Source organism: Novosphingobium sp. Sphag1I, from assembly GCF_056279125.1.
In genome coordinates, this window is sequence record NZ_JBWBQS010000012.1 from 75,163 (window position 1) to 96,238 (window position 21,076).

At 63.4% G+C, this 21,076-nt stretch carries 19 protein-coding genes; 14 read left to right on the plus strand and 5 right to left on the minus strand.

Annotated elements, in window-relative coordinates; genetic code table 11:
- Positions 1-16 precede the first annotated feature (16 nt).
- The gene (gene thiC / locus ACZ9HU_RS14925) at positions 17-1,879 is read left to right on the plus strand and encodes a phosphomethylpyrimidine synthase ThiC (protein WP_476106018.1); all 1,863 of its coding nucleotides are present in this window, start codon (positions 17-19) and stop codon (positions 1,877-1,879) included.
- Between the two features lie 356 nt (positions 1,880-2,235).
- Positions 2,236-2,646, plus strand: a complete 411-nt coding sequence (locus ACZ9HU_RS14930) for a DUF4440 domain-containing protein (RefSeq protein ID WP_476106019.1) — start codon at positions 2,236-2,238, stop codon at positions 2,644-2,646.
- Between the two features lie 266 nt (positions 2,647-2,912).
- Here ACZ9HU_RS14930 and ACZ9HU_RS14935 read toward each other — a convergent pair whose 3' ends face one another.
- From ACZ9HU_RS14935 to ACZ9HU_RS14950, 4 genes are all read right to left on the minus strand, one after another.
- Positions 2,913-3,203, minus strand: a complete 291-nt coding sequence (locus ACZ9HU_RS14935) for a hypothetical protein (RefSeq protein WP_476106020.1) — start codon at positions 3,201-3,203, stop codon at positions 2,913-2,915.
- Between the two features lie 380 nt (positions 3,204-3,583).
- The gene (locus tag ACZ9HU_RS14940; RefSeq protein WP_476106021.1) at positions 3,584-4,012 is read right to left on the minus strand and encodes a cupin domain-containing protein; all 429 of its coding nucleotides are present in this window, start codon (positions 4,010-4,012) and stop codon (positions 3,584-3,586) included.
- Positions 4,012-4,953: a 1-phosphofructokinase family hexose kinase gene (locus tag ACZ9HU_RS14945; RefSeq protein ID WP_476106022.1), complete on the minus strand. Its 942-nt coding sequence runs from the start codon at positions 4,951-4,953 to the stop codon at positions 4,012-4,014. Before ACZ9HU_RS14945 ends, ACZ9HU_RS14940 begins: the two co-directional genes overlap by 1 nt.
- A 7-nt stretch (positions 4,954-4,960) precedes the next feature.
- On the minus strand, positions 4,961-5,266 hold the full coding sequence (locus ACZ9HU_RS14950) for an alkylphosphonate utilization protein (protein ID WP_476106023.1): 306 nt from the start codon (positions 5,264-5,266) through the stop codon (positions 4,961-4,963).
- Between the two features lie 175 nt (positions 5,267-5,441).
- Between ACZ9HU_RS14950 and ACZ9HU_RS14955 the strand changes: the two genes are divergently transcribed.
- The 12 genes from ACZ9HU_RS14955 to ACZ9HU_RS15010 all read left to right on the plus strand — a co-directional run bounded on the left by ACZ9HU_RS14955 (position 5,442) and on the right by ACZ9HU_RS15010 (position 20,299).
- Positions 5,442-6,254, plus strand: a complete 813-nt coding sequence (locus ACZ9HU_RS14955) for a hypothetical protein (protein WP_476106024.1) — start codon at positions 5,442-5,444, stop codon at positions 6,252-6,254.
- 108 nt (positions 6,255-6,362) lie between these two features.
- Positions 6,363-7,601 (plus strand): MFS transporter, encoded by a 1,239-nt coding sequence (locus ACZ9HU_RS14960; RefSeq protein WP_476106025.1) that lies wholly within the window; start codon positions 6,363-6,365, stop codon positions 7,599-7,601.
- 87 nt (positions 7,602-7,688) lie between these two features.
- Positions 7,689-9,254: an aldehyde dehydrogenase (NADP(+)) gene (locus ACZ9HU_RS14965; protein ID WP_476106026.1), complete on the plus strand. Its 1,566-nt coding sequence runs from the start codon at positions 7,689-7,691 to the stop codon at positions 9,252-9,254.
- Positions 9,255-9,347: 93 nt separating this feature from the next.
- The gene (gene trxC, locus ACZ9HU_RS14970) at positions 9,348-9,773 is read left to right on the plus strand and encodes a thioredoxin TrxC (protein WP_476106027.1); all 426 of its coding nucleotides are present in this window, start codon (positions 9,348-9,350) and stop codon (positions 9,771-9,773) included.
- A complete protein-coding gene (locus ACZ9HU_RS14975) occupies positions 9,770-10,165 on the plus strand; it encodes a group II truncated hemoglobin (RefSeq protein WP_476106028.1) in 396 nt (131 codons plus the stop codon). Before trxC ends, ACZ9HU_RS14975 begins: the two co-directional genes overlap by 4 nt.
- Positions 10,162-13,710 carry a hydantoinase B/oxoprolinase family protein gene (locus ACZ9HU_RS14980; RefSeq protein WP_476106029.1) on the plus strand — a complete coding sequence of 1,183 codons (3,549 nt, stop codon included), beginning with the start codon at positions 10,162-10,164 and terminating at the stop codon, positions 13,708-13,710. Before ACZ9HU_RS14975 ends, ACZ9HU_RS14980 begins: the two co-directional genes overlap by 4 nt.
- Before the next feature lie 99 nt (positions 13,711-13,809).
- Positions 13,810-14,967 carry a M20 aminoacylase family protein gene (locus ACZ9HU_RS14985; protein WP_476106030.1) on the plus strand — a complete coding sequence of 386 codons (1,158 nt, stop codon included), beginning with the start codon at positions 13,810-13,812 and terminating at the stop codon, positions 14,965-14,967.
- Positions 14,964-16,241 (plus strand): MFS family transporter, encoded by a 1,278-nt coding sequence (locus ACZ9HU_RS14990; RefSeq protein WP_476106031.1) that lies wholly within the window; start codon positions 14,964-14,966, stop codon positions 16,239-16,241. Before ACZ9HU_RS14985 ends, ACZ9HU_RS14990 begins: the two co-directional genes overlap by 4 nt.
- 140 nt (positions 16,242-16,381) lie before the next feature.
- Positions 16,382-17,302, plus strand: coding sequence for a sulfate adenylyltransferase subunit CysD (gene cysD, locus ACZ9HU_RS14995; protein ID WP_476106032.1), 921 nt, complete (start codon positions 16,382-16,384; stop codon positions 17,300-17,302).
- A gap of 1 nt (position 17,303) precedes the next feature.
- Positions 17,304-19,241, plus strand: coding sequence for a sulfate adenylyltransferase subunit CysN (gene cysN / locus ACZ9HU_RS15000; protein ID WP_476106033.1), 1,938 nt, complete (start codon positions 17,304-17,306; stop codon positions 19,239-19,241).
- A gap of 45 nt (positions 19,242-19,286) precedes the next feature.
- The gene (locus tag ACZ9HU_RS15005; protein ID WP_172342322.1) at positions 19,287-19,538 is read left to right on the plus strand and encodes a DUF2061 domain-containing protein; all 252 of its coding nucleotides are present in this window, start codon (positions 19,287-19,289) and stop codon (positions 19,536-19,538) included.
- 14 nt (positions 19,539-19,552) lie between these two features.
- Positions 19,553-20,299 carry a 3'(2'),5'-bisphosphate nucleotidase CysQ gene (locus ACZ9HU_RS15010; protein WP_476106136.1) on the plus strand — a complete coding sequence of 249 codons (747 nt, stop codon included), beginning with the start codon at positions 19,553-19,555 and terminating at the stop codon, positions 20,297-20,299.
- On the opposite strand, the gene ACZ9HU_RS15015 is transcribed toward ACZ9HU_RS15010, so the two are convergent.
- Positions 20,284-21,054 carry a helix-turn-helix transcriptional regulator gene (locus ACZ9HU_RS15015; protein WP_476106034.1) on the minus strand — a complete coding sequence of 257 codons (771 nt, stop codon included), beginning with the start codon at positions 21,052-21,054 and terminating at the stop codon, positions 20,284-20,286. The two genes, ACZ9HU_RS15010 and ACZ9HU_RS15015, sit on opposite strands and share 16 nt — an antisense overlap.
- Positions 21,055-21,076 lie beyond the last annotated feature (22 nt).

A 21,076-nucleotide genomic window follows, 5' to 3' on the forward strand; every position in this document is an offset into this window, starting at 1 on the left:
CAGCAGAAAGACATCCATGGCCGACATCAACTCTCCCCTTGAAATTGGCGTCACCACCGGTGCCATCCGTGGCTCGAAGAAGATTTACGTCCCTTCGCCCAGCCATCCCGAAATCAAGGTAGCGATGCGCGAAATCGCGCTGGAGTCGTCGGCCAGGGAACCTGCGGTGCGGGTCTATGACACGTCCGGCCCCTATACCGATCCCAATGCCACGATCGATATTGCCGCCGGCCTTGCCCCGCTGCGCCGCGAATGGATTTTGGCACGCGGCGATGTCGAGGACTATGAAGGCCGCGCGATCAAGCCCGAAGACAATGGCTTGAAAGGCCCGGATCGCAGCGGCGGCGTGCCCGCCTTCCCCGGCGTCAACACCCGCCCCCTGCGCGCCAAGGCCGGGGCCAATGTCAGCCAGATGCATTATGCCCGCCGAGGCATCGTCACGCCCGAAATGGAATATGTGGCGCAGCGCGAAAACCTTGGCCGCGCCATCCTGAAGGAAAAGCTGGAGCGCGACGGGCAAAGCTGGGGCGCAGAAATCCCCGATTTCGTGACGGGCGAGTTCGTGCGGTCAGAAGTGGCGCGGGGCCGCGCCATCATTCCCTCGAACATCAACCATCCCGAATCCGAACCGATGGCGATTGGCCGCAATTTCCTGGTCAAGATCAACGCCAACATCGGCAATTCGGCGGTCGCCTCGGACGTGGCCAGTGAAGTCGACAAGATGGTCTGGGCCATCCGCCACGGCGCCGACACGGTGATGGACCTGTCGACCGGGCGCAACATCCATGACACGCGCGAATGGATCCTGCGCAATTCGCCCGTCCCCATCGGCACCGTGCCCATCTATCAGGCGCTGGAAAAGGTCGGCGGCATTGCCGAGGATCTGACGTGGGAAATCTTCCGCGACACGCTGATCGAACAGGCCGAGCAGGGCGTTGACTATTTCACCATCCATGCCGGCGTTCGCCTGCCCTATATTCCCCTGACCGCCAAGCGCGTGACGGGCATCGTGTCGCGCGGCGGCTCGATCATGGCCAAGTGGTGCCTGGCCCATCACAAGGAATCGTTCCTTTACGAACGGTTCGACGAAATCACCGAGATCATGAAGGCCTATGACGTGGCCTATTCGCTGGGCGATGGTCTGCGCCCCGGTTCGATTGCCGATGCCAATGACGAGGCGCAATTTGCCGAACTCTACACGCTGGGCGAACTGACCAAGCGGGCGTGGGAACAGGACGTTCAGGTGATGATCGAAGGCCCCGGCCATGTGCCGATGCACAAGATCAAGGAGAATATGGACAAGCAACTGGCCGCCTGCGGTGAAGCTCCGTTCTACACGCTGGGGCCGCTCGTCACCGACATTGCGCCGGGCTATGACCATATCACGTCGGGCATTGGCGCGGCGATGATCGGCTGGTTCGGCACGGCGATGCTTTGCTATGTCACGCCCAAGGAGCACCTCGGCCTGCCCGACCGCGATGACGTCAAGGTCGGCGTGGTGACCTATAAGCTGGCCGCCCATGCGGCGGATCTGGCCAAGGGCCACCCGGCGGCGAAGTTGCGCGACGACGCCCTGTCGCGCGCGCGTTTCGAATTCCGCTGGCGCGATCAGTTCAACCTGTCGCTCGACCCCGACACCGCCGAGCAGTATCACGACCAGACCCTGCCCGCAGAAGGCGCCAAGACGGCCCATTTCTGCAGCATGTGCGGGCCGAAATTCTGCAGCATGAAGATCACGCAGGAAGTGCGCGAATTCGCGGCCAAGCAGAACGCGCCCATCGAAACCTTTGCCGCCGCGCAGGACGCCGAAGCGGGCATGGCGCAGATGAGCGAGAAGTATAAGGAAGCGGGCGATCTCTACATTCCTGCTGCGGAATAAGGGTTCGTTCGGGATTGATGAAAAGGTCGGGGGCCGGGGTGGTCCTCGGCCCTTCTTTTGGTTTGGGGTTGATGCCTCCGGCGGGCAAAGGGCGGGGGCCCTTTGCAATCCCGATACTGTCGGCGGTGGGGTGCGATGGCGGCCTTGCTGGAAATTTCAGCGTTTTGATTGTAAAGCCTGCGGCGCTTTTAGCGCGAGTTTGCTGCGCCGCAGGCTTTCAACACCCATGCCCAGAAACGCCACCCCGCAAACCACCCGCAACCCCAAAACGGGATTGTTAAGGGCCCCCACCCTTAACCCGCCAGAGGCAAATACCCCCTTCCCTTCCTCCCAAAAATCCCGCAGCGGTGAATCCCATGCAAAACCCCGCCGCCGATCTTGCCATCCGCCTGCGCCGCGCCGCATTCAATCGCGCGCTGGAACAAGGCGACCTTGACGCCATCACGCCGATCCTTGCGCCCAATGTGACCTTGATCACCGGCACGGACAGCGCGCTGCTGAACGGGCGCAAGGCGCAATTGCTGGCGTGGAAGCGTGAATTTGCCGCCCCTGCGGCCCAGCGCTCGATCTATGTCCGGACACCGGAAACCATCATCGTCAGCGCCATTGAACCCATCGCCATGGAACACGGCGCATGGCGCGGCGCCACCGTCGAAGGCAAAGTGCAAGCATCGGGCACCTATGCGGCCAAGTGGCGCAATCTTGCCCCGATGGGGCCGGATGCCAATTGGGTGCTTGTCGCAGAGATTTTCGTAACGCTGGCCTGAAACCATCAACCAAGTCAGCAAAAAGAGTTCATAAAATTCGCCAAAGTGGCATTTCATTCATGGATTTGTCAGATCAGCACTGCCATATGGATGGCGCGGCCTAGTCGGCTCTTATTGAAGAGGCTACCAACCCGACTGGGCCGCAACTCTTCCCCAAATTTCTGTGCGCACGCAAAAGGGCGGCCGGAAGTCATCTTCCAGCCGCCCCTTGGGTTTTGTAGCGCGTATTTCAGCTTTGGAACCGACCCGTTTCCGGGTCCAGGTTCTTACTGGCCTTCGACAACTTCCTTGCTGTCGAGGTGCTGAACTTCGTGCATGTCAAAGTTCACGGGAGCCTTGTTGAACGTGCCCGAAACGCCATTCTTGGTCACCTTCAGTTCGAAGGGCACCTTGCCGTTGTAGGCCGAACCCTTGAGAACCTTCACGCCGTTCTGAACTTCCGAGGTGTAGGTGTAGGTCACGCCCTGATAGGTGAAGCTCTGCTTGGGAGCTTCGTCAGCGAAAGCAACGGTGGGCAGAAGAGCGAAAGCAGCGGCAGCGATAACAGTCTTGATCATGGCAAATTCCCCTATTTGGTTAGGATTCATTGCCTCGAAGCACCCTTTATGTTGTTGAACCCCGTCTATCGTGAATGGTGGGATTCGAGCAATTGCATTCACCAACGAGTTGATTGCATTTTTTGCAAACGGCGACAGCCCTGCCTAAAATTAATGTCCACCTATCCCGTTAGAATTCGCCATTATTCCTCGGAATTGGGGGATTTTTGATGTTCCGTCGCCTTCAGATCCGCATAAGGCTTGAATAGGAATGCATACAAGTTTCACCCGTTCATCCTGGTAGAATGATCCAAATTCATCAAAGAATCATCAGATCGAATCACTCAATTCAAATCAACGAAAAACCATTTTGGAATGTTGCGTCGCAACAAAGAACCCAATCACCCCGGATGCCAATCGGGATCGGCCAATTCAAACCCTTCGAACCGGAATCCCGGCGCCACAACGCAACTGACCAAGGCCCAACCGTCCTTCGCCCGGGCCGTTTGCCAATATCGCGTCGGGATCACGCCCTGCGGCTCCTCCCCCGCCAGAACATCGCCGCCCAAACGGATCCAGCGCACCGGCCCCGCATCATCCTCCGCCACGCCCAGATCCAGCGCCGACCCGGCATGCCATAACCACACTTCGGCGGCGTCGATCCTGTGCCAATGCGACGTTTGCCCCGCTTCCAACAGGAAATAGATCGTGCTGACGCGCCCGCGATCAGGCCCTTCGCGCCATAATTCGACGTACCATCCACCCTCGGGATGCGGCTGCATGCCAAGGCGTTCGATTATCGCCACAGCCTTTGGATCACGCTCTGCCATCACAACTCTCCCAAAGCTTCCCACATCTGCCGCACCGCTTCCGGGTGGCACAGGTCCGTGCCGGGCGACAGGACCGCCGCCGTCCCCGCCGCCATGCCCCAGCGGAATGCACCCGCTGCATCTTCGTCGCGCAAAAAGCCATGGACCATACCGCCCACGAAACTGTCTCCCGCGCCCGTCGCGCTCTTAACCAGAACATCCAGCGCGGGCCGGACGATCACCCCGCCCGCATGGGCCAGAACCGCCCCTTCGTGCCCCATCGACACCGCGACATGGGCGGCCTTTCCGGCGCGCACCATATCCATGGCCGCCTCGCCCACATCCTGCGCCCCGTCCAGCTTGCGCCCGACCAGCGTTTCAAATTCGCCAAGGCTCGGCTTAACCAGATAAAGCCCGCCCTGCTCCAGCGCAGCGGCCAGAGCAGGCCCCGATGTATCGACCACCAGCCGCACATCGCGCCCCGCCAATCCCGCCGCCAGCCGCGCATAGAAATCCACCGGGACGCCGCGCGGCAAAGACCCACTGGCCACCAGCCATCCGTGATCCAGACCCGCCACCCGGTCAAAGGCCGCCTGCCACTCCGCCTCGCGGATCAAGGGACCATCGGGGACAAAGCGGAACTCCTTGCCGCTGACCCTTTCATACACCGCCAGCGATTGCCGCGTATGGTCACGTATGGGGATGCGAAACCGCTCCAACCCATGTTGGTCCAGCAATTCGTCAAGCAAGGCCCCCGTGGCCCCGCCCGCCAGATAAATGACCTCGACCGCGGCAGGCGATAAATCATGGCCCAATCGGGCCAGCACGCGCGCCACATTGATGCCGCCCCCGCCCGGATCGTAACGCTCGTCATGCGTGCGGATCTTGTGGGTGGGGAAAACCTGCTCGGCCTCGCACGAACCGTCGATGGCCGGGTTCATCGTCAATGTGGCGACGCGCATCGGGCATTTACCTCTTGCGGACGAATTCGGCGCGCAGCACCAGCCCCTTGATCCCGTCATAACGGCAATCGATCTCTTGCGGATCGCCCGTCAGGCGGATCGATTTGATCAACGTGCCGCGCTTCAACGTCTGGCCCGCGCCCTTGACCTCCAGATCCTTGATCAGCGTCACCTGATCGCCATCGGAAAGCAGATTGCCCACCGCATCGCGCACTTCGACCGTATCGGCGGCGGCCTGTTTGGCGGCCAGTTCCGATGCGGGCAGCCATTCGCCGCTTTCCTCGTCATATACGTAATCTTCTTCGGCGCTCATGTCGGTTCCTTTCATATGCCCCTTGGCACGCCATCCGTGCCTTGGCCATCGCGCGGCCTGTAACGGGTAACAAATTGTCGCGCTTTGCGCTGTGTCAGCCTGCGTTCACGCGGATCATGTCAGCTATGTTGCCATAGTTTTTCAGCGTTCGAATTTTTCAGCAAGGACCCGCGTCATGTCCATCGCTTTTCAAAAGACCGTGCTGGCCGCCAGCGCTCTGGCCGCCGGTATGTCGCCCCTCGCCTCCACCTTTGCCTCTGCCCAGATCGGTGGTCAGGGCTATTCCGATCCGGCCTATTCTGCGCAGGAACCCTATAACGGCCAAGCCTATAACGGTCAGCCCTATAATGGCCAGCCGCAAGGTGGCTATGACTATCGCAATCCCCCGCCCGAACCGTCGGCGCCCGAAGGCTATGACGGCCGCACCCTGCCCCCCACCCCGCAGGGCTATGTCGCAGGCGCCGAGGATCGGGCCGCCGATGCACGCTATGCTGCGGACGCCGAAAACTGGGCGCGCAACAATTGCGTAAAATCGCGGGGCAACACCGGGGCGGGCGCTCTGGTGGGCGGCGTGCTGGGCGCGATCATCGGGGGCGGATTGGCCGGTCGCCATGACACGGGCGTCGGCATGGCTGCAGGCGCGGCCATCGGCGCCGTGGGCGGCGCGGCCGTGGCCAGCAGCAGCGGCGGCGAAACCAGCCCCGGTTGCCCGCCGGGCTTTGTCGTGCGCGGCGGCGCCCCTGTCTATGCCTATGCGCAAAGTGATTATTATTACGCGGCGCCCTCGTGGTATCGCCCATGGGTCTATGTCGACAATGCGTGGATCTATCGTCCCTATCCCTATCACGGATGGTATTACCGCACTTATCGCCCGATGCCCCGTGGCGGCTATTACGGCGGTCCGGGCCGTGGCTGGGGCGGTCCGCGTGGCGGCTATTACGGTCGCGGCGGATGGGGCGGCGGTTGGGGTCACGGACACCACCACTAAGACCTGAATGAATGACACAAGTTCGGGCGGCATGGGCAAGCAAGTCTGTGCCGCCCGAAACATTTTCGTGCCTCGACGGCGCAACATGGCGCTGATAGCCGACATGGCATGAAGCACCCCCTGCAATATCGCGATTTCCAGTTTTACTGGCTGGCCCGGCTGACGGCCATGCTGGGGCATAATGCGATGGTCATGGCGCTGGGCTGGGCGGTCTATGATGTGGCGCGGGCCAGTTACGGGGTGCGTGCGGCGGCTTTGCGGCTTGGCCTTGTGGGGCTGGCGCAATTCCTGCCTTTTCTGATCTTCAACCCGATGGCGGGCCTTGTGGCGGATCAATATGACCGGCGCAAAGTCGTGCGCATCGCGCTGATCGGGCAATTGGCCTTTCTGATCCCGCTATGCTTTCTGGCGATGAAGGGCGGGCTGTCGCTGGCGGTTTTGTATATTGTGGCTTCTGGCTTTGCCGCATCACGCGCCTTTTACATGCCGGCGATGAATGCGCTGCTTTCCGCCACGGTGCCGGTCGAAGCGCTGCCGCGCGCGATTGCTCTGGGGGCGATTGCGGGGCGCGTGGGGGGCATTCTGGGGCCGGTGCTGGGCGGATATGCCTATGCGGTTTCGCCGGGCGCGGCCTTTGGCTTTGCCGCCGCGCTGCTGCTGGTCGCCTTTGCCGCCCAGGTCATGATCAGCGCGCAGGCCAGCCATTCACGCGGATCACGCGGTCGCCCGCTCGAATTGATGCGTGAAGGATTGACCTATGTCCGCTCGAACCGCCTGTTGTTCGGCACGATCACACTGGACATGTTCGCGACCTTGCTGGGCGGGGTGACGGCGCTCTTGCCGGTCTATGCGCGTGATATTTTGCATGTCGGCCCGGATGGGCTGGGCCTGTTGCGGGCGGCCTCTTCGGTCGGGGCGCTGGCCACCGCCTTGTTCGTGTCATGGCGCCCGGTGGGCCAACATGTCGGGGCCAAGATGCTGGGGGCGGTGGGCGTCTATGGCGTTTTTACCGTGGTGTTCGGGATTTCGACCTCTTTCTGGCTCTCGGCTTTCTGTCTGGCGCTGCTGGGCGCGGCGGATATGGTGTCGGTGCTGATCCGCCAAACCTTGATGCAGGTGTCCACCCCCGATGAAATGCGCGGGCGCGTGGGGGCGATCTCCACCCTGTTCATTTCGGCCTCCAACGAATTGGGCGAGATGGAATCGGGCATTGCCGCCGCGCTGATGGGCCCGGTGGGCGCGGTGGTGTTCGGCGGGGCGGCCTCTATCGTGATCGCGGCGACATGGGCGCGGCTGTTCCCGGTGCTGCTGGACGCGGACGGATTTCACAACAAACCGGCTGCCTGATCACCGTCAACGACCGGACGGTTGCAAATGGTAGCGCAATCATGGACACAGGCCGCCAACGAATCCCTTTTTGCCAAGGAGCCAATCATGTCCTCTGCCACCACGGGCGCCTATCTGATCGGCGCCCAGCGCCGCACCAGCGCCAACAGCTTTACCGGCATCGAGGCCGCCACCGGCAAGGCGCTGGATGGTGAATTCTCGATCACCCCGGTTGCCGAAATCGACGAAGCCTGCGCGCTGGCCGCCGCCGCCTTTGACACGTTCCGCGAAACCACGCCGGATGCGCGCGCGACCTTTCTTGAAACCATCGCCGCCGCGCTGGAATCACGCGCCCAAGCCATCGTGGCCCGCGCCATGCTGGAAAGCGGCCTGCCGCAGGGCCGGCTAAACGGCGAGCTGGGCCGCACCACGGGTCAATTGCGCATGTTTGCCAAGATCCTGCGCGAAGGCGACTGGGCCGGAGCGATTATCGAGCCTGCCCTGCCCGAGCGTCAACCTTTGCCGCGCCCCGATCTGCGCGCGCGCCAGATCGCCGTTGGCCCGGTTGCCGTATTTGGCGCCTCGAACTTCCCGCTGGCCTTCAGCGTGGCGGGCGGTGACACCGCCTCGGCGCTGGCCGCCGGTTGCCCGGTCGTGGTCAAGGCCCATCCGGCCCACCCCGGCACCTCGCTGCTGGCCGGTGAAGCGATCGCCGAAGCGGTCGCCGCCTGCGACCTGCCCGAAGGCGTGTTCAGTCTGGTTCAGGGCACCGGCCATGAAACGGGCACCACGCTGGTGGCCAACCCGCATATTCAGGCGGTCGGCTTTACCGGTTCGCGCGGCGGCGGTCTGGCGCTGATGTCGGTGGCGGCAGGCCGTGCGCAGCCGATCCCGGTCTATGCCGAAATGTCCTCGGTCAACCCGGTCCTGCTCTTCCCCGCCGCGCTCGCCGCGCGGGCCGAGGAACTGGGCAAGGCTTATGTCGGCTCGCTCAGCCTGTTCGCGGGTCAGTTCTGCACCAACCCCGGCGTGGTGGTGGCGCTCGATGGTCCCGACCTCGACCGCTTCCTTGGCGCGGCCAGCGAAGCGCTGAATGCGGTCCCCGCGCAGGTCATGCTGACGGGCGGCATTGCGGCGGCCTATGCCAAGGGTATCGATGCCCTGACGCAGGCCGATGGCGTGTCGGTTCTGGCCGCGGGCGCCGATGGTTCGGCCCAATGCGGGGCCGCGCGCCTGCTGGCGGTCGATGCGGCGGCTCTGCTGGCCAATCCGGCGCTGACGCATGAAGTCTTCGGCCCCTCCTCGCTGGTCATCCGTTGTCAGGATGCCGGGCAGATCGTCGCGGTTCTCGAAAGCCTCGAAGGCCAGCTCACCGCCACGCTGCATATGGACGAGGCCGATTACGCGCTGGCCGCCCCGCTGCTGCCCATTCTGGAGCGCAAGGTTGGCCGCATCCTCGCCAATGGATGGCCCACGGGCGTCGAAGTGTCGCGCAGCATGGTTCACGGCGGCCCCTTTCCCGCCACGTCCGATCCGCGCACGACATCGGTGGGCGGCATGGCGATCCATCGCTTCCTGCGCCCGGTCTGCTATCAGGCGCTGCCCGATGCGCTGCTGCCCGCCGCGCTCAAGGCGGCCAATCCGCTGGGTCTGCCCCGTCGTCAGTTCGATTGAGGCATAAAGTGAACGGGCTGCTACTGGATTAAGCGCCAGCCCGCGCTACATGAACATCCAAAGGCCCGGCGCAAACCGCCGGGCCCAAGGAGCATGATGAGCGAGATCCTGATCTGTCCGCATTGCGGGGGCGCCAATCGCGTGGCGCGCGAAAGGCTGGGCGATGGGCCGCAATGCGGCAAATGCCACAAGAGCCTGTTTACCGGCCACCCTTTACCCGTCGATGCCGCCGGTTTTGCCGCCCATGTTCAACGCGGCACCTTGCCGGTGCTGGTCGATTTCTGGGCACCGTGGTGCGGGCCGTGCCGTGCGATGGCCCCCGCCTATGAACAGGCCGCCGCCGCGCTCGAACCCTATTTCCGCGTGATCAAGGTCGATACCGAGGCGCAGCAAACCCTTGGCGCGCAATATGCGATCCGCTCGATCCCCACGCTGATGCTGTTGCAGGGCGGGCGGGAAATCCGCCGACAAGCCGGAGCCATGGACGCCCGCCGCATCGTGGATTGGGCCAGAGGATGAGCCAAACCCCCTATGATGCCTTTGGCGGCGAGGCCGCGGTGCGCGCGCTGGTCTCGCGCTTCTATATCCTGATGGACACTTTGCCCGAGGCCAAGGCGTGCCGCGACGTGCATCCGCCCTCTCTGGCGCGTGCCGAGGAGAAATTGTTTGAATATCTGACCGGCTGGCTGGGCGGGCCGCCGCTCTATACCGACAAGTATGGCCACCCGCGCCTGCGTATGCGCCATTTCGTCGCCCCCATCGGCGGGGCGGAGATCGAAGGCTGGCTCTTGTGCTTCAAACAGGCATGGGCCGAGGTGATCCCGCAATCCCCCCTGTCCGACACGATCCTTGAAAAGGTCGAGGCGTTGGGCTGGCACATGGCCAATAAGCCGGAAAGCAATCGCGCTTGAACTGGCAATTCTGGATCGACCGGGGCGGCACGTTCACCGACATTGTCGCCCGCGCGCCCGATGGCACGCTGCGCACAGCCAAATTGCTGAGCGAAAACCGGCAAGCCTATCGCGATGCCGCCACGGCGGGCATTCGACGGATCATGGGCGTCGCGCCGGGCGCCCCCATCCCGCCGGGCAGCATCGATTCCGTCCGCATGGGCACGACCGTCGCCACCAACGCCTTGCTGGAACGCAAGGGCGAAAAGGTACTGCTGCTGATCACGCAGGGCTTTGGCGATCTGTTGACCATGGGCCATCTGGCCCGCCCACGCCTGTTCGATCTGGACATCCGTCTGCCCGCGCCGATCCATGACGGGGTGGAGGAAGTGTCAGGCCGGGTCGCTGCCGATGGGGCGATCCTGACGCCCTTGGACGAGGATGCGATGCGCGAGGCCCTGCTGCGCCGCCGCGCGCAGGGTTACACCGCCTGCGCCATCGCGCTGATCCATGGCTGGCGCTATCCCGATATGGAGGCGCGTTTGGCAAAACTGGCCCGCGAGGCCGGGTTTACCCAGATCACCCAAAGCCATGAAGCCAGCCGCGCCATCGGCATGGTTGCGCGCGGGCGGACAGCGGTGGTCGATGCCTATCTCTCACCCGTGCTGCGCCATTATGTGGCGCAGGTGGAGGAGGATCTGGGCACGGGCGTGCCGCTCTATTTCATGCGTTCGGATGGCGGCCTATGTGCGGCGGCCGATTTTCAGGGACGCGATGCGATCCTGTCCGGCCCGGCGGGCGGCATTGTCGGGGCGGCGCGCACCGCACAACAGGCCGGGTTTGACCATATCGTCGCCTTTGACATGGGCGGCACATCGACCGACATCGCGCTTTATTCCGGCGGCTTTGAACGCAGTTATGAAGCGCAGATCGCAGGCGTAGATATTCGCGCCCCAATGATGGCCATCGACACGATTGCGGCGGGCGGCGGTTCGATCCTGCATTACGACGGGTTGCGCATGAGTGTTGGGCCGGACAGCGCCGGGGCCAATCCGGGGCCGGCCTGTTACCGGCGCGGCGGGCCATTGACGATGACCGACGCCAATCTGCTGTGCGGGCGGATTGCGCCGGAGCATTTCCCGGCGATCTTTGGCCCCGATGCCAACCAAGCGCTGGACCGCGAAGCAGTCGAGGCCGGATTTGCCGCCATGGCCGCCCGGATCGGCGGCGGACGCAGCGCCCAGCAGGTGGCCGAAGGGTTCCTGCAAATCGGTGTGGCGCAAATGGCCGCCGCGATCAAAAGGCTGGCGCTGGGGCGCGGGGTCGATCTGCGCGATTATACGTTGCAATGTTATGGCGGGGCCGGCGGGCAGCATGCCTGTCTGGTCGCGGCCGAATTGGGAATGGGGTCGGTGCTGGTGCATCCGCTGGCCGGGGTCTTGTCGGCCTATGGCATGGGTCTGGCCGATCGTAGCGCGGCGCGGGGGGCCATGATGGACCGCGCGCTGGATGGGGATGCCATCACGGCGGCGCGGGCATTGGCCGATGATCTTGCCGCCGATGCCTTGGCGGAATTGGGCGGTTCTGGCGAAATCGCCGTCCATCTGCGTCTGCGCTATGCGGGCACGGATACGGCGCTGAGCGTGTTATGGGGCGATGAGGCCGCGATGCGCGCCGCCTTTGCCGCGCAGCATATGGCCCGCTTCGGCTATATTCAGGACCAGCGCCCGATCATCATCAGCGAAGTTCTGGTCGAAGCGCGATTGGAGGCGCAGGTGCCGCCTTCTCTGCCGGTGCCATCGGATGATGCCGCAAGCCCGCTGGGCCGGATCGCCATCTGGAGCCGGGGTGAAAGCCTGTCCGCGCCGGTCTATGCGCGTGAGGCAATGGGCGTGGGCGCGGTGATTGTTGGTCCGGCGATGATCCGCGAGGGACTTGCCACCACGATTGTCGAACCGGGATGGCAGGCGCGAATGCTGGATGGCGGCGAATTGCTGCTGACCGGGGGCGCGGCGGTGGCGGCGCATGGCGCATCCGATGGCCAACAGGCCGATCCGGTCATGCTCGAACTCTATGCCTCACGCTTCATGGCTTTGGCGCAGCAGATGGGCGAGGTTTTGAAAAACACCGCCACCAGCGTCAACATGCGCGAAAGGCTGGATTTCTCCTGCGCCTTGTTTGATCCGGCGGGGCAATTGATCGCCAATGCCCCCCATGTGCCGGTACACCTGGGCGCGATGGGGGAAAGCGTGCGCTCGATCATGGCGGCGCGCGGGGACGATATGCGCCCCGGCGATGCTTTCGTGATGAACAACCCCTTTAACGGGGGCACCCATTTGCCCGACATCACGGTCATCACCCCGGTCTTTGATGGGGCCGATCTGATCGGTTTTGTCGCCAATCGCGGGCATCATGCCGATATTGGCGGGACCACGCCCGGCTCCACCCCGCCCCATTCGCGCACCCTTGATGAAGAAGGCGTGGTGCTGGATAATATCCTGCTGCTGCGCGATGGCGTGCTGCGCGAAGAGGATATGCGGCGGGCCTTGATGGATGCCCCCTATCCGGCGCGCAATCCGGAGGCCAATCTGGCCGATCTGCGGGCGCAGATTGCCGCCAATGCTGCGGGGGCGCGCGATTTGATCGCCATGGCGGCGCGTCATGGGCGGGCGCAGGTGGCCGCCTATATGGCCCATGTTCTGGATCAGGGCGAGGCTGAGGTGCGCCGCGCACTGGCCACGCTCAGGGATGGCGCGTTTTCCTGCCTGCTCGACGATGGGCGGGTTTTGCAGGTTTCGCTGCGCATCACCGATAATGGCGCACAGATCGATTTCACCGGCACCGGGCCGCGGGACGATGGCAATTTCAACGCTCCGCCTGCCGTCACCCGCGCCGTGGTGCTTTATGCGCTGCGGGCTTTGGTCGGGCGCGATATGCCGCTTAACGATGGTTGCCTGCGCCCGGTGGAGATTATCATTCCACAGGGCAGCTTCCTTGCCCCCACACCGGGCAGCGCCGTGGTTGCGGGCAATACCGAAATCAGCCAGCAGATCGTCAACGCCGTTCTGGCCGCGATGGGGGCCGGTGCAGCGTCACAGGGGACGATGAACAATTTCCTCTTTGGCAATGGCGCGCACCAATATTACGAAACCATCGGCGGCGGCACGGGCGCCGGTCCCGGTTTTAACGGCGCAGGTCCGGTGCAAAGCCATATGACCAACACCCGCATCACCGATCCCGAAGTGCTGGAATGGCGCCTGCCAGTGCGGCTGGAGCGTTTCGGCATCCGGCACGGGTCGGGCGGCGAAGGGCAATGGCGCGGGGGCGATGGAGCGGTGCGAGCCATCACCGCGCTTGAACCCATGGTGGCGACGCTGGTGTCCTCGTCCCGCCATGTCGCGCCCTTTGGATTGCATGGTGGGCAGGCCGGAAAGCCCGGCGCGCAATGGGTGCGCCGCGCCGATGGCCGCATCGAAACCATCGCGGGGCGGGCGCAAATCGCGCTGGAACCGGGGGACATGATCACCATCGAAACACCCGGCGGTGGCGGATGGGGGAACATCTGAGCGAATTTACGCCTATCTAGCCACGCGATACCGGATTATCACCTCTGGTTCCCCCGAAGCACCCCCGACGCCCATCGCGGGGTAACAAGGTGTTTGCACATGACCGATATTGCCGGGCTGATTGCCCCCCTCGTCGCGCTGCGCCGCGATATTCATGCCCATCCTGAACTGGGGTTTGAAGAACATCGCACCGCGCGCGTTCTGGCCGAGCAATTGCGCGCCATCGGGTTGGAGGTGCATGAGGGCATTGGCGGGACCGGTGTCGTGGGGGTTTTGCGCGCGGGCAATGGCGCGCGCAGCATTGGTCTGCGTGCCGATATGGACGCGCTGCCTATCGATGAGAAGACCGGCCTGCCCTATGCCAGCACGGTGCCGGGGTGTTTCCATGGTTGCGGCCATGACGGGCATATGGCCATGCTGCTGGGCGCGGCGCAGGCTTTGGCGGCGGACCATGCCGGTTTGGACGGCACGATCCATTTCATCTTTCAACCCGCCGAGGAAGGGCAAGGCGGCGCGAAGGCCATGATCGAGGACGGTCTGTTCGACCGTTTCCCATGCGACCGGGTCTATGCGCTGCACAATTGGCCCAGCCTGCCCGCAGGCACGATTGCCACGCGCGCAGGGCCGATCATGGGCGCGGCCGACCGTTTTTCGATCACCCTGCGCGGCAAGGGTGGCCATGCCGCCATCCCGCACAACGCCAATGACGCGGTTCTGGCCAGCGCCAGTCTGGTGCAGCAATTGCACACGATCGTCTCCCGCTCGATCCCGGCCAGCGCCAATGCCGTGCTGTCGATCACCCAGATCCATGGCGGACAGGCGTTCAACGTGATCCCGCATGAGGTGTGCATCGGCGGCACGGTGCGCACCTTTGATCCCGCCGTTCAGGACCGCATCGAGGCTCGCCTGCGCCAGATCGCGGCGGGCATTGCCCAAAGTTTCGAGGTCGAGGCCAGCGTCGAATATACCCGCTATTACCCCGCCACGATCAATGACGCGCAGGCCGCAGAAGATGCGTTGAGCGTAGCCGCCACCGTGGGCAAGGCCCTGCGCGCGCCGGAACCGGAGGCGACGTCTGAAGACTTTTCCTTCATGCTTCAGGCCCGCCCCGGCGCCTACATCTGGCTGGGGCAAGGGGTGGGTGACAATCCGCCCCCGCTGCACAATCCGCATTATGATTTCAACGATGGGGTGATGGAAACGGGCATCCGCCTGCATCTGGCCCTTGTACAACATTGGCTGGGGAATGCGGCGTGAACGAGAAGAAGCAGGGCAGCATCGGCGCCATCGTCGCGGCCAGCAGCGGCAATCTGGTCGAATGGTTTGATTTTTACATCTACGCCTTCTGCTCGATCTATTTCGCCGGGGCCTTTTTTCCCAAGGCCGACCCCACCGGGCAATTGCTGAATACGGCGGGGGTGTTTGCCGCGGGGTTCCTGATGCGGCCCATCGGGGGCTGGTGGTTCGGGCGTTTTGCCGACCGGCATGGGCGGCGCCTGTCGCTGGTGATCTCGGTGGTGACGATGGCGGCGGGGTCTTTGGCCATTGCCTGTTTGCCCACCTATGCCTCGATCGGCGTGTTGGCCCCGGCGCTGCTGGTCGCGGCGCGTTTGGTGCAGGGTTTTGCGCTGGGCGGCGAATATGGCACGGCGGCCACCTATATGAGCGAGATCGCCACCGAAGGACGGCGCGGGTTTCTGTCATCCTTTCAATATGTGACGCTGGTGGGCGGGCAATTGCTGGCAGCAACACTGGTGGTGATCCTGCAAGGTCTGCTGCCTGAAAGTGAGCTCAAGGCTTGGGGCTGGCGCATTCCCTTTGTGATCGGCGCGCTGGCGGCACTGGTCGCTCTGGCGGCGCGGTCGCGCTTGGAGGAAAGCGGCAGCAGCGAGGCGCGCCAAGCCAAGGAAGCGGGCAGCCTGACCGCTCTGCTGCGCCAGCATCCGCGTGCCTTCCTTTCGGTGCTGGGCTTTACGGCGGGCGGGTCTTTGGCCTTTTACACCTTCACCACCTATATGCAGAAATATCTGGTCAATTCAGCGGGCCTGCCGATCACCACGGCCAGTCGGGTGATGACGGTCAGCCTGTTCATCTTCATGATTGTCCAGCCCGTCATGGGCGCGTTGTCAGACCGGATCGGGCGGCGGGCCAATATGCTTATCTTCAGCGGGGGGCTGGCGGTGCTGACCGTGCCGCTGATCGCGCTGCTGGAAAAGGCCGGGTCGCCGGTGATGGCCGGGGCGCTGATCTGTGTCGCCATGGTGCTGATGAGTTTTTACACATCGGTCGCTGGCATCATCAAGGCCGAGCTGTTTCCCACGCAAGTGCGCGCACTGGGCGTGGGTTTTTCCTATGCCGTGGCCAATGCCATCTTTGGCGGCAGCGCGGAATATGTCGCGCTGTGGTCCAAACAGGCCGGGCATGAAGGCGCGTTCTATTGGTATGTCAGCGCGATGATGGTGATGGTTTTCCTGGTCAGCCTGAGCCTGCCGCGCCGCGCGCCCTATCTGGGGGCCGATACGAATGATTGAGCGCGGCTCATAAGCGTCACCAAAACGCAAAAGATAGCTTTGGCAGGCAATAGAAAAGCCATGGGGCCAATTTCACTCCGCCGCGTGTAGTAGGCTGCGCAAAGCCCATGTTGGCGCACGTCAAGTTTCTGGAGTGATTCATGTCCCAAGGTTTGGCCAGATCCACGCTCACCCATCTGGAGCGTCTGGAGGCCGAGAGCATCCACATCATCCGCGAGGTGGTGGCCGAGGCGGAAAACCCGGTGATGCTTTACTCTGTGGGCAAGGACAGCGCGGTGATGCTGCATCTGGCGCGCAAGGCGTTTTATCCCGCGCCGCCGCCCTTCCCGTTGCTGCATGTGGACACGACGTGGAAATTCCGCGCCATGTACGAATTGCGCAACAAGATGGCCGAATTGTCGGGCATGGAGCTGCTGGTCTATCAAAACCCGGAGGCCAAGGAGCGCGGGATCAACCCGTTCGACCATGGCGCTCTCCACACCGACATGTGGAAGACCGAGGGGCTGAAGCAGGCGCTGGACAAGTATGGCTTTGACGCGGCCTTTGGCGGCGCGCGCCGCGACGAGGAAAAGAGCCGCGCCAAGGAGCGCATCTTCTCCTTCCGCACCGCGTCGCATGGCTGGGATCCGAAGAACCAGCGCCCGGAACTCTGGAACCTCTACAACGCGAAAAAGGCCAAGGGCGAAAGCATCCGCGTCTTCCCGATCAGCAACTGGACCGAGCTGGACGTGTGGCAATATATCCATCTGAACAACATCCCCATCGTGCCTTTGTACTTTGCCGAGGAACGCCCGACGGTGGAACGTGACGGCATGCTCTTGATGGTGGACGATGACCGTTTCCCTCTGCGCGAGGGCGAAGTGCCGGTGATGCGTTCGATCCGTTTCCGCACCTTGGGCTGCTATCCGCTGACGGGTGCGGTGGAAAGCCGCGCCAAGACCCTGCCTGAGGTCATTCAGGAAACCTTGCTGACCACCACCAGCGAGCGGCAGGGGCGCGCCATCGACAAGGATGCGGGCGGCGCAGGCATGGAAGTCAAAAAGCAGCAGGGGTATTTCTGAGATGACCGATCCGGTTTACGTCGTCGACTCGCTGATTGCCGAAGACATCGACGCCTATCTCGACACGCATCAGCACAAGACGATGTTGCGCTTCATCACCTGCGGGTCGGTGGACGATGGCAAATCGACGCTGATCGGGCGCTTGCTCTATGATTCCAAGATGATCTTTGAAGATCAACTGGCCGCGCTGGAAGCCGATTCGAAAAAGGTCGGCACGCAGGGTCAGGGGATCGATTTCGCCCTGCTGGTCGATGGTCTGGCCGCCGAGCGCGAACAGGGCATCACGATCGACGTGGCCTATCGCTTCTTCAACACCGAAAAGCGCAAGTTCATCGTGGCCGATACGCCCGGCCATGAACAATATACGCGCAACATGGTGACGGGCGCCTCGACGGCGGACCTCGCCGTGATCCTGATCGACGCGCGCAAGGGCGTGCTGACGCAAACGCGCCGCCACTCGTTCCTTGCGCATCTGATTGGCATTCGCAACATTGTGCTGGCGGTCAACAAGATGGATCTGGTCGATTATTCCCAGACCCGCTTTGACGAGATCGTCGCCGATTACCGTGCCTTTGCCTCCAGCATCGGGATCGAGGATTTTGTCGCGCTGCCGATTTCCGGCTATATGGGCGACAATATCACCACGCTCTCGGACAACACGCCTTGGTATAAGGCCCCTGCCTATTTCGCGCGCAGTCTGGTCGATCACCTTGAAACGGTCGAGGTCGACACCACGCGGGATTTGGCCAAGCCTTTCCGCATGCCGGTGCAGTGGGTCAACCGCCCCAACCTCGATTTCCGCGGCTTTGCGGGCCTGATCGCCAGCGGCAGCGTGAAACCGGGTGATGCCATCCGCGTGCTGCCCAGCGGCAAGACCAGCACGGTCGAACGCATCGTCACGCTCGACGGCGATCTGGAGGAAGCGGTTGCGGGCCAGTCGGTCACGCTGACCTTTGCCGATGAAATCGACTGCTCGCGCGGCGATGTCATCGCGCTGGCCGACAATCCGCCGCAGGTCGCCGATCAGTTCGAGGCCAGCATCGTGTGGATGGCCGACAGCGCGCTCATTCCGGGCCGCGCCTATTGGCTGAAAATCGGCACGCAGATGGTGTCGGCCACGGTGCAGGCGCCCAAATACACGATCAACGTCAACACGATGGAACATTGCGCGGCGAAAACGCTGGAGCTGAACGCCATCGGTGTGGCCGAGATCACCACCGACCGCCCGATCACGTTTGAACCCTACGGCGAAAACCGCGCGCTGGGCGGCTTCATCCTGATCGACAAGATCGGCAACAGCACGGTTGCGGCCGGCATGCTGCATTTCAGCCTGCGCCGCGCCCAGAACGTGCATTGGCAGGCGCTGGACATCACCCGCGAGGCCCGCGCCGAAATCAAGAACCAGCGCCCCGGCGTGCTGTGGTTCACCGGCCTGTCGGGTTCGGGCAAATCGACCATCGCCAATCTGGTCGAGAAAAAACTGCATGCTTTGGGCAAGCACACGTTCCTGCTGGATGGCGACAATGTGCGCCATGGGCTGAACAAGGATCTGGGCTTTACCGAGGCGGACCGCATCGAAAACATCCGCCGCGTAGGTGAAGTGTCGCGCCTGATGACCGATGCGGGTCTGATCGTGCTGACCGCGTTCATCAGCCCGTTCCGCGCCGAACGCGATCTGGCGCGCAGCCTGACGCCCGAAGGCGAGTTCTTTGAGGTCTTCATCGACACGCCGCTGGACGTGGCCGAGGCGCGTGACGTCAAGGGTCTGTATAAAAAGGCCCGGTCGGGCGCGCTCAAGAACTTCACCGGGATCGACAGCCCCTATGAAGCGCCGGAAAACCCCGAAATCCGCATCGACACGACCAAGATCAGCCCGGCCGATGCCGCCGAATTGATCGTGGCAAAACTGCTCGGTGACTACTGGATGCCGGAAATCTGAGCCGCTATGCAGTCGGGCATAATAAAGCTGGGAGTGAAGTAGAAGATGTTGCTCTTCAATGGCCATGAGACCCATAGCCGCTCGCTGATCAAGGGGATCAGCTGGCGCGTGTTGGGCAGCATCGATACGTTCATTCTCAGCTGGCTGTTTTCGGGCAATGCCAAGACGGCGGGCGCCATCGCCAGCACCGAGATCATCACCAAGGTGGCGCTGTACTATTTCCACGAACGCGTGTGGAGCTCGATCAACTGGGGCGCAGAGCGTGCCGCCCCCAACGACCCCGCGGCGGAAATCTGAACATGCCCGATCTTATGTCCGACGCCGATCTGGCCGCCGATTTGGCGCGTGTTGCCGGGCAATTGCTGATCACCGTGCGCGACAGCGGGATGGTGACGGGCAAGGCTCTGGGCAAGGCAGGGGACGCCACCGCCAACCAGTTCCTCGTCCACGCCCTGCGCCAGCAGCGCGCGCAGGATGGCCTGTTGTCCGAAGAGGAAAAGGACAATTTCGAGCGGCTGGACCAATCGCGCGTGTGGATTGTCGATCCCGTTGACGGCACCCGCGAATATGGTGAGGCGCGGGCCGATTGGGCCGTCCATGTGGGCCTTGCGGTCGATGGCGCGCCGGTGCTGGGCGCGGTGGCGCTGCCCGGCGCGGATGCCGTTTATCGCAGCGATGCGCCTGTGGCCGTCCCCCCCGCACCCGACGTGCTGCGCATGGTGGTCAGCCGCACCCGCCCCGCCGCCGAGGCCGTGTTCGTGGCCGGTGAACTGGGCGCCGAATTGGTCCCCATGGGCAGCGCCGGAGCGAAAGCCATGGCCGTGATCCGGGGCGAGGCCGACATTTACCTCCATTCGGGCGGACAGTTCGAATGGGACAGTTGCGCGCCGGTTGCGGTCGCTCTGGCCCATGGCCTGCATTGCAGCCGGATCGACGGGTCGCCGCTGGTCTATAATCAGCGCGACACCTACCTGCCCGACCTGCTGATCTGCCGCCCTGAACATGCGGCGCGGGTTCTGGCCGAAGTGGTGCGGTTTCAGGATCAGGACAAAGGCTGAAGCACCACCAGCCGGAAATCGCCGCGCTCTACCTCGGCCAAAGTGTGCTGGGTAAAGCGCAGCGGCCCGCGTGCGGGATGCTGGAACAGGCGCGCGCCACCCTCCCGCGCCAGCACCTTTTGCCGACCCCATGCGTCGCGAAAGGCATCGCTATTTACCGATAACCATTCGATCATCGCCGCCACACGCGGATCACCCAGCACCCGCCCGTAATCCCGCCGAAATTCAGCCAGAACCCGGTGACACCGCTCCTCCCAATCGGGCAGCAGGGCGCGGGCCTGAGCATGGGTGAAGATGTAGCGCAGGAGGTTGGCCGGTTCATCGTCAAACAGGCCCACAAACAGCTCGCGCGCCCCCGCATTGGCGCAGCATACTGTCCATGAAGGGTCCAGCCCATAGGCGGGCCATGGCACGGCCTTTACCATCGCCTCAATCGCGGCGGGCGCCTGCGTGGCGGGCAGGAAGGGATCGCGCGGGTCCTGCCTTGCCGCCAGAGTAAAAAGATAGGCCCGCTCCGCCCCGGTCAGGCTCAAACCCTCGGCCAGACGCGCCAGGGTTTCGGCCGAGGCGCGCACGGGGCGGCCCTGTTCGATCCACGTCACCCATGTCACGCTGATCCCGGCGCGGGCGGCCAATTCCTCTCGACGCAGACCGGGTGTGCGGCGTCGGCGGCGTTCTGGCGTATCGGGCGCGATGCTTTCCCGGCGCGCACGGACAAAGGCGCCCAGCAGATTGCGATGATCTTCATCCAGCATGGCAAGCCTTATAACAGGATAA